Annotated in this window: 7 protein-coding genes; 4 read left to right on the forward strand and 3 right to left on the reverse strand. The window is 60.7% G+C overall.

Annotated elements, in window-relative coordinates:
* Position 1: 1 nt before the first annotated feature.
* On the reverse strand, positions 2–1,162 hold the full coding sequence (locus ACP7A5_RS10430) for an IS30 family transposase (protein WP_426041860.1): 1,161 nt from the start codon (positions 1,160–1,162) through the stop codon (positions 2–4).
* 185 nt (positions 1,163–1,347) lie between these two features.
* Here ACP7A5_RS10430 and ACP7A5_RS10435 point away from each other — a divergent pair, with 185 nt between their 5' ends.
* On the forward strand, positions 1,348–1,779 hold the full coding sequence (locus tag ACP7A5_RS10435) for a BLUF domain-containing protein (RefSeq protein ID WP_426041861.1): 432 nt from the start codon (positions 1,348–1,350) through the stop codon (positions 1,777–1,779).
* 296 nt (positions 1,780–2,075) lie between these two features.
* Positions 2,076–3,824, forward strand: a complete 1,749-nt coding sequence (locus ACP7A5_RS10440) for an ATP-binding protein (protein WP_426041862.1) — start codon at positions 2,076–2,078, stop codon at positions 3,822–3,824.
* Between the two features lie 392 nt (positions 3,825–4,216).
* On the opposite strand, the gene ACP7A5_RS10445 is transcribed toward ACP7A5_RS10440, so the two are convergent.
* Complete coding sequence (locus tag ACP7A5_RS10445; RefSeq protein ID WP_426041863.1) at positions 4,217–4,846, reverse strand: IPTL-CTERM sorting domain-containing protein; 630 nt, start codon at positions 4,844–4,846, stop codon at positions 4,217–4,219.
* A 240-nt stretch (positions 4,847–5,086) separates the two neighbouring features.
* On the opposite strand from ACP7A5_RS10445, the gene ACP7A5_RS10450 reads away from it, so the two are divergent.
* Positions 5,087–5,443 carry a hypothetical protein gene (locus ACP7A5_RS10450; RefSeq protein WP_426041864.1) on the forward strand — a complete coding sequence of 119 codons (357 nt, stop codon included), beginning with the start codon at positions 5,087–5,089 and terminating at the stop codon, positions 5,441–5,443.
* Between the two features lie 114 nt (positions 5,444–5,557).
* Here the strand turns inward: ACP7A5_RS10450 and ACP7A5_RS10455 are convergent, their stop codons facing one another.
* The gene (locus tag ACP7A5_RS10455; protein ID WP_426041865.1) at positions 5,558–5,848 is read right to left on the reverse strand and encodes a hypothetical protein; all 291 of its coding nucleotides are present in this window, start codon (positions 5,846–5,848) and stop codon (positions 5,558–5,560) included.
* 592 nt (positions 5,849–6,440) lie between these two features.
* Between ACP7A5_RS10455 and ACP7A5_RS10460 the strand changes: the two genes are divergently transcribed.
* Positions 6,441–6,995 (forward strand): hypothetical protein, encoded by a 555-nt coding sequence (locus tag ACP7A5_RS10460; RefSeq protein ID WP_426041866.1) that lies wholly within the window; start codon positions 6,441–6,443, stop codon positions 6,993–6,995.
* Positions 6,996–7,070 lie beyond the last annotated feature (75 nt).

A 7,070-nucleotide genomic window follows, 5' to 3' on the forward strand; every position in this document is an offset into this window, starting at 1 on the left:
CTCAACTGATCGCTGCAACACACGCGGCGAAGGTCTCCGCTGGGGTTCGATAGAGCAAGGTCTTTCTTGGTCGTTCGTTTAGCTGTCGGGCAATTGCGCTAAGCTGGGGCTGGCTGTGCAGGGACAGGTCGGTTCCGTGCGGCAGATACTGGCGCAGCAGCCGGTTGGTGTTCTCGTTCGAGCCGCGCTGCCACGGTGACCGGGGATCGCAGAAGTAGACCTCGACGTTGGCGGCCAGAGCCAGCCGCTTGTGGTCAGCCAGCTCCTTGCCTCGATCCCAGGTCAGGGACTGATAGAGTTCGCCGGGCAATTTCCTCGACTGCTTGATCAGGGCGGTGACGACGCTTTCGGTGTCCTTGTTGGCGACCTTGACCAGCATCACGTAGCGCGAGTGACGCTCGACCAGGGTGGCGACGTAGCTGTTCTGGGATCCGCCGATCAGGTCGCCTTCCCAGTGGCCGGGGACGGCGCGGTCCTCGACGCAGGCGGGTCTCTCGCTGATGGAGACGGCGTCCTTGATCTGGCCGAGGCCTTGACGCTTCAGGCTTGCATGCCGGGAACGCCGGATGGTCCGCCGGGCCCTGAGGTGGTCCAGCAGTTCCTTCTTCAGCACCCCACGGGTCTGGATGAACAGGCTGCGGTGGATGGTTTCGTGCGACACCTGATTGTGCGGCTCCCCGGGCCAGGTGCGCTTGAGCCAGCCGGCGATCTGCTCGGGCGACCAGTTCCGCCGCAGCTTGGCCGATACTGTCCGGGCCAGGGCGGGTCGGCAAGCCAGCCTGCACGGCTTCGGACGCAACGCCCGGTCCCAGGCGGCACGATCGGAGCCTGTCGCTCGATACCGTTCCGGTCCGCCGTTGCGCAGAACCTCGCGACTGATCGTCGACGGTGATCGACCCAGCAACCGGGCGATCCCACGCAGCGAGCAGCGGGTGCTGAGCCCCCGGGAGATTTCTTCCCGCTCACCGAGGCTGAGCGCCTTCGAAGCCCGCTTCCGGTCTGGAGGCCGGATGCCACCCGTCGGCGAAAGCACCGAAAACACCGACGAGGACTCCCGATCGAACCGCCGTCCGATCGAACTCATCGACTCGCCGGCCTTCCAGCGATCCCAGATTTCAGCCCGCTGGGCCGCCGAGTAATAGATCCGCCGCCGCTGCTTCATGACCCACGCTCCATCTCCGAAGAAAAGCTAGCGTGTTGCGGTCACCGGTTGAGCCCGCCGTGGATAGCGGACTTCTTTCGTTACTTCCGCACCGACGACGGTTCGCTCTTTGCCTGACGACCGGGATCATTTGAAACGGTGGGGCGTTTCCACGGGCTGGGTTTTCAACCTCGGGGAATACGCTGTTGCTGGGAAAGAACCTGATCCGGTTGGTTTACAGGAGCGATTCCTGCATCTCCCATGATGACGTGTCAGGGCTGGATGCAATCTTCAATGTGTCGATCCGCAACAATATGCGTGACGGAATCTCCGGTGCGCTTGCTCTACCTGATGGAAAGTTCGTCCAGGTTTATGAGGGGGAGAGGGGCAAGGTGGACGTGCTCATGAAACGAGTGCGGGCCGACAACCGTCATGAGAACCTTACCGTTCTGGGGGAATGGGAGGTCCAAGCTCGGCTGTTCAGGGGATGGTCCATGGCTCGGCCCGATCCTACGCCGCTGAGCCAGCAGTCCTTCCGGATCGTCACCGAGAACGGAACGGGGGCACAGGTGACATCCATCCTGTTGGACCTGATGAGCAAGACTGAACACCATTATCGCGCAAGCCAGGTTTTCTGACCTTCGCGATTGTTGCCTCGTGCGCCGCATCAAGGGCCACTCGGTGGGAGGCCCCAGACGTCGCCAATGGGTCGGACCACGACACGGGCATCAGGCCGGAAACCGGACACTCACCGCCATGTCGCGGAAGCAGACCTTCCTCAATGCGGCTAGGGTTAAAAGCGGACGTTTAAAACCTCAGATGAACGCTCTCTGGTGTGTTGAGATTGTTCGCTCTTCCAATAAGCCTTATCCACCTTCATAGCTTTTTCATTCGCTTGCGCAAACATTGTCCGTTCGTCTTCGGGAGGCTGGATGTGACGCGAAGCTTTTGGGGACTTGACCAATCGTTCGACGATACGGCGGACGCCACGCGAGTCCAATTCCGTGATCGTCTGTTTGCGGCCATAGCGGTCTTCCTGCTTTCGATGCAGCAAATGTCAGCTCCACAGTTGGCGCTCTGGATGTGTCTTTTCGCCCTCGGCGAAATCCTCCTGCGCGTTGCGACGGCCAAGAAAATGCGTCAGCTCTACCCGGTCGGCAGCCGAACTCTGCGGCTGGTCAGTTCAACAATCGCTGCCAGTTCCTGGGCGGCCCTCGCATCGTTTTGGTGGTTGTCGGAAGGTGGGCATGGTGGTGCCGTCGCGCTTGCGCTGCTTTGCGGCGTTTTGGTTTACATCGTCCGCGGCTGCCATCGCTCCCTTGCGCATATGATCGCGGTTGCGGCTCCTGTGGTCGCCACCTTGCTTGTCGTCCCGTTCCTCGCTCCCGTTACGAGCGCAAGATTGGAGACGCTGACCGCGATGGTTCTTCTGATCCTGTTCACTGCGTCATCGGCTGTCGGTTCGTGGAAGGCGGAACGCCAACTCAATGAGCTGACCGACGGCCTTCGGGAAAAGGAGCAGGAAGCTTCCGCCGCCAATACGGCCAAGTCAGAGTTCCTGGCCAACATGAGCCATGAAATTCGCACGCCCCTGAACGGGATCGTCGCCATGGCTCATATGCTGAAAAGGGCCGATCTGTCGGCGGAGAACAAGGAAGCGGCCAACCTGATCGCCACCTCGGGCGATACCCTCGAAGCCTTGCTCTCGGACATCTTGGACACAGCCAAGATCGAGGCAGGACGTCTGACCCTGGAGGAGACCCCCTTCCATTCGGGCGATCTCGTGCGGAGCGTGGCGGCGCTGCTACGCCTAAAGGCTGACGAAAAGGGCGTCCGGTTGCAGGTTGAAGTCGACCAGAGTCAGGATCGGATCCTAATGGGTGATCCAACCCGTCTCCGCCAAATCGTGACCAACCTCGTTTCAAACGCAGTGAAGTTCACCGAATCCGGTCAGGTGACTATCCGTCTCACCGCGGGCGTTGAAACCAGTCAGCGGATTTGGGTGACAGACACAGGCGTGGGTTTTGACCCGGCCTCCAAACATGCCCTGTTCGAGCGTTTCCAGCAGGCTGATGGATCGATCACGCGGAACTTTGGGGGCACCGGGCTGGGTCTCTCCATATCTAAAAGTCTCGCTGAAGCGATGGGGGGTACGCTCGATTGCGACAGTGCGCCGGGCGAAGGATCGACCTTCTGGTTGGACCTGAATCTCCCAGACTGCTTGATGGGGGAGAGCGATCAAACCCCTAGCGCCCCGGCCTGGCAGGAAGAAACGCCGCTGTCCGTCCTCGTCGCGGATGACCACCCCACCAATCGACGCGTGGTAGAATTGATTCTCAGCTCAGTTGGCGTAAACGTCACCTGTGTCGAAGATGGGCTACAGGCGGTCCTCGCTGCGCAAACACAGCTCTTCGACGCAATTCTGATGGACATGCAGATGCCTGTTATGGACGGCTTGACTGCCGTTAAGGAAATCCGCGCTCAGCAAACTGCTGCCGACAAGCGCATCCCCATATTGATGCTGACCGCGAACGCCTTGCCTGAGCATATCGCCGCCGGAAGAGAGGCAGGCGCGGATGGTCACATCACCAAGCCGTTCAACCCCGAACAGCTGCTTAAACGCATCCATGCCATAGCTGCTGAAGCAGATAAGGGCGGCGCGCGATTGGCGGACGCGGCGTAACTCACAAGTCGGAACAGGGCGGTAAGCGCCTCGCGCTGCCTGGTCCGGGCGTTGGCGCTGCCCGAGGACGACCTGAACTGGCTGAGCGGTATCCTATGGTTCCTACTTTGCGCATGAGTCGAAGAGATCAGGCGCGTGGCGCGTAGTTTCCGATAATTGCGTGACACTCGGCTGCAGGGGAAGCGTTTTTGAACGAGGATTTTATGCGATCAGCGCCGATGTGACCGTCCGCATTGGGTCGGGACCGGTCATCGCCTGCTAAGCGGAAAGCGGACATTCGATCCATCGCCCGGAAGCGGACCCACCGAGGGTCGCCTAGGGGTGGAAACCGGACATGCAAACGGCCCCGCCGTCGCCAGCGAGGCCGCTTCTGTTTCGTATTGGCCTGGGCCTCAGGCAGTCATTCGCCTACGCTGAATGTAAAGCGCCGCTCCGCCCGCGAGCGCTAAGCCGAACAGGATCATCGCCCATTCCGACAGGGTTGGAACCGGGGCAGGCCCAGCACTATAGGTCACGCTCCCGACGAGCACTCTCGGTGTGTTGTTTGTTGCGGAAAAGTCCGGCGCTGACTTTCCTGTTCCTTCAAGGATTTGGATATTGGCATCTGACGCTGCCACTGCGCCTACCGCCGTACCGTTGCGGTAACCGATACCAGCCGCAGCGATGTAGAAGCCCTTTGTCTGGCCGGCCGCGATGGGCTCGCTCAACACGACGGGTATCGATTGGACGGCACCGGTTCCGGTCAAAGATGTGGTCCCGACGAGCGACCATCCCGTAGAGGCGCTCGAGAACCCAACGTGCGTACCGGGGCGGGTGTAGATGTTAACCGTCTGGGGGATCGCGGTGTTAAATTGGTTGGCCAAACCGGTGACAGTGACCGCGTTGGTCGCGGTCACGTCGAACATGATCCCGGCATCACCATTGTTCGAAGGTGTCGGCGTGGAGACGGTTTGCGCCATCGCCGCTCCAGCGGTCAGCACCAGCATCATACCTGCGGCCATCGCCGCCAACCGCTTCAACATTTGGATCCCCCACAGCTTTCAGAAACCAACGATAACCATAAAGGAGATGGAGTGCACACCCCCCGCCCCCGTATTCGGTCGGGAAAAGTGGGCGTCCAGTATGGGTCGGACTCAGCGGTTGGCTGTCGGCCCCAAAACAGACATTGGGGCTACCGCCGCAAACCAGACCCGCCGGAGGGCTGTTCGGGGTGGTTAGCGCACTTTCCATCGGGCAATGTGAACTCGAAGGGAAGTTCAACCATGTCAATCATCGGGCCTCTATCGGGAATGATGCTGCTGACCACCCCTATCCAGCAGGACCAACCTGCCACGCCGGAGCCTCTCCAATGTATGGCTGGGCCGATCCATCGCTCCTTCGGCGGGACTGATTGGCTGGCGTATGGTTGCGCCGATCACGCCACTCTCATCGTTGTGTCGGCGCCCGGCAATCCAGCGATGCCTTTCATTTTCAGGCTGTCGAAGACTGACGATGGCGTCAGCGTAAGCGGCGAAGGTAACGGCGATCAGAGGGCGACTGCTCCGGCCTTCGAAGACCTCAAAACGGTCTCGCGCGCGACTTTGACCGAGATGATTGAGGAAGCGGAAGCCCAGCCCTGAAGGTCCGCTAGGGGTCGAAAGCGGCGGTTGGCCGACGCGCGGAAAACGGACCCTCCCACAGCGTTCTCAGTGCGGGCCCTGCGAACGATCCTGAGAGTGAACCGGCGGCCGCTGTCACCGGACAGCCTTGGCCGTCATCAGATACTCGCCTTGTGCACCGCGCAGGCGAAGCACAAACTGGACCCGGCCGATGCAGCCGACCCGCCGGCAGGCAGCGTCGGCACCCCACAAGCTGTAATGTGATCCCCGGACCTGGGCGATGCGTTTCAGGTCCGCCTGGATGCGCAGATCGCAGACCGGGCAGTCGGCATAGACCGGCCAGCCGTTGATCAGAATCCGTTCGACCGATCCTGACGCCTCGCGCCAGTCCGCCTCGGTGTAGCAGTCGAGGTTCTTACGCCCCATCGCGCAGGACCACATGGCCGGCGTGCGGGGTGATGATCTAGATCTCCATCCGTCCGCCACAGGGTGGTTGTCGCCCGTCCTTACCCTTGGCCGTGCAGCGGAGGCGGGGCTCGATCGCGCGGAAAGGCTGGTCTCTCGTCGCCGCAGGAAGGTCATCGCTGCCGAACTGGCGCGAGGACATGCACGTCCGGCAACAGGCCCTTACGCGGACTGCGGGGTGAAGATCGGCGAAGCCGAAAGCGAGAGGCGCAGGCACGGTCAAGCCCCGGCGTAGTCCACGAGAGAACACGGCGCCATGTCGTGCAGGGATCGGTCATTTATTCGCTCTCTCCAAGTTGCCGACCCGAGGCGCTTGTGACTCGTGAGTAGCGGAGAGCGCAAGAAAATGTTCTTCTTTTGTTCGCGTCGTCCACAGCAGGTGCTTTGACGCTACGCTCGGCGCTGTAATGAGATTCATTGCAAAAGATCGGAATCAACTCGAACGACTCGCCACCGGCGGGAGGGCCTGAAACAATGCAATCTTTGATTCGGAAGGTTTCGTAGGCCATTGCCCACAGCTGGACTGTCGCTCGTAGGATTTATGGATCAAGCAATGGCGCTGGAGCATCTCCAGTCGGCATGCATTCCGGCTGATCCAGATCCAAATGCATTGATACTGGAGTGGCAGACAGCTCAAGCCGCCCTAGGCGCGCCGATGCCCAACCCAGGTCAGCCCGCGATCCATCCTATCCCGGCTTCGGAGCATGGGCACGTGGCGCAGCTTTCCGCGATGCCCTGGGTAGCCCCCTATCTCGTCGCCAACCCTGGGGCGGACTTCAAGCTGGTCGAGATCGATCAATTGCTCGCTTATCAGGCCTCAGTCGACAACGACCGTTCGCATCATCATTGCCATGCGCTCACGACCCCACCGAGCCTCGGCGAGATGATGCATATGTGTTTGCCGTTGGCACCTCCCAACGACACCTTCACCCTCCAAAATGGGCCAGGTCAGCAGTCAATGTTGTTGCGTGCTCGCAGTCTCAACATTCGGGCGGTTGCACAGGGCTTTGTTGCGCCTGGGTTGATCGGCGTGCACTTCAACCACGCTCTGCCGCTTTCGCACGTGTACGTCGTCAGATGTTTTGGGACAGTCGGGGTGCGGATTTAGTGGAGAGTTGGCCTTGTCTGGGTTCGATATTTAGGCGGCGATTTTGCGGTGCTGCAAGCGCCGATGTTGGAGGGT

Origin of the sequence: Brevundimonas sp. TWP2-3-4b1 (assembly GCF_049897665.1) — a bacterium.
GTDB classification, from domain to species: domain Bacteria; phylum Pseudomonadota; class Alphaproteobacteria; order Caulobacterales; family Caulobacteraceae; genus Brevundimonas; species Brevundimonas subvibrioides_B.

Excerpts from the sequence above, each read along its gene's own strand:
- ACP7A5_RS10430 (WP_426041860.1), bottom strand. The coding sequence starts at position 1,162 with ATGAAGCAGCGGCGGCGGATCTATTACTCGGCGGCCCAGCGGGCTGAA.
- ACP7A5_RS10445 (WP_426041863.1), bottom strand. The coding sequence starts at position 4,846 with ATGTTGAAGCGGTTGGCGGCGATGGCCGCAGGTATGATGCTGGTGCTG.
- ACP7A5_RS10450 (WP_426041864.1), top strand. The coding sequence starts at position 5,087 with ATGTCAATCATCGGGCCTCTATCGGGAATGATGCTGCTGACCACCCCT.
- ACP7A5_RS10455 (WP_426041865.1), bottom strand. The coding sequence starts at position 5,848 with ATGGGGCGTAAGAACCTCGACTGCTACACCGAGGCGGACTGGCGCGAG.
- ACP7A5_RS10460 (WP_426041866.1), top strand. The coding sequence starts at position 6,441 with ATGGCGCTGGAGCATCTCCAGTCGGCATGCATTCCGGCTGATCCAGAT.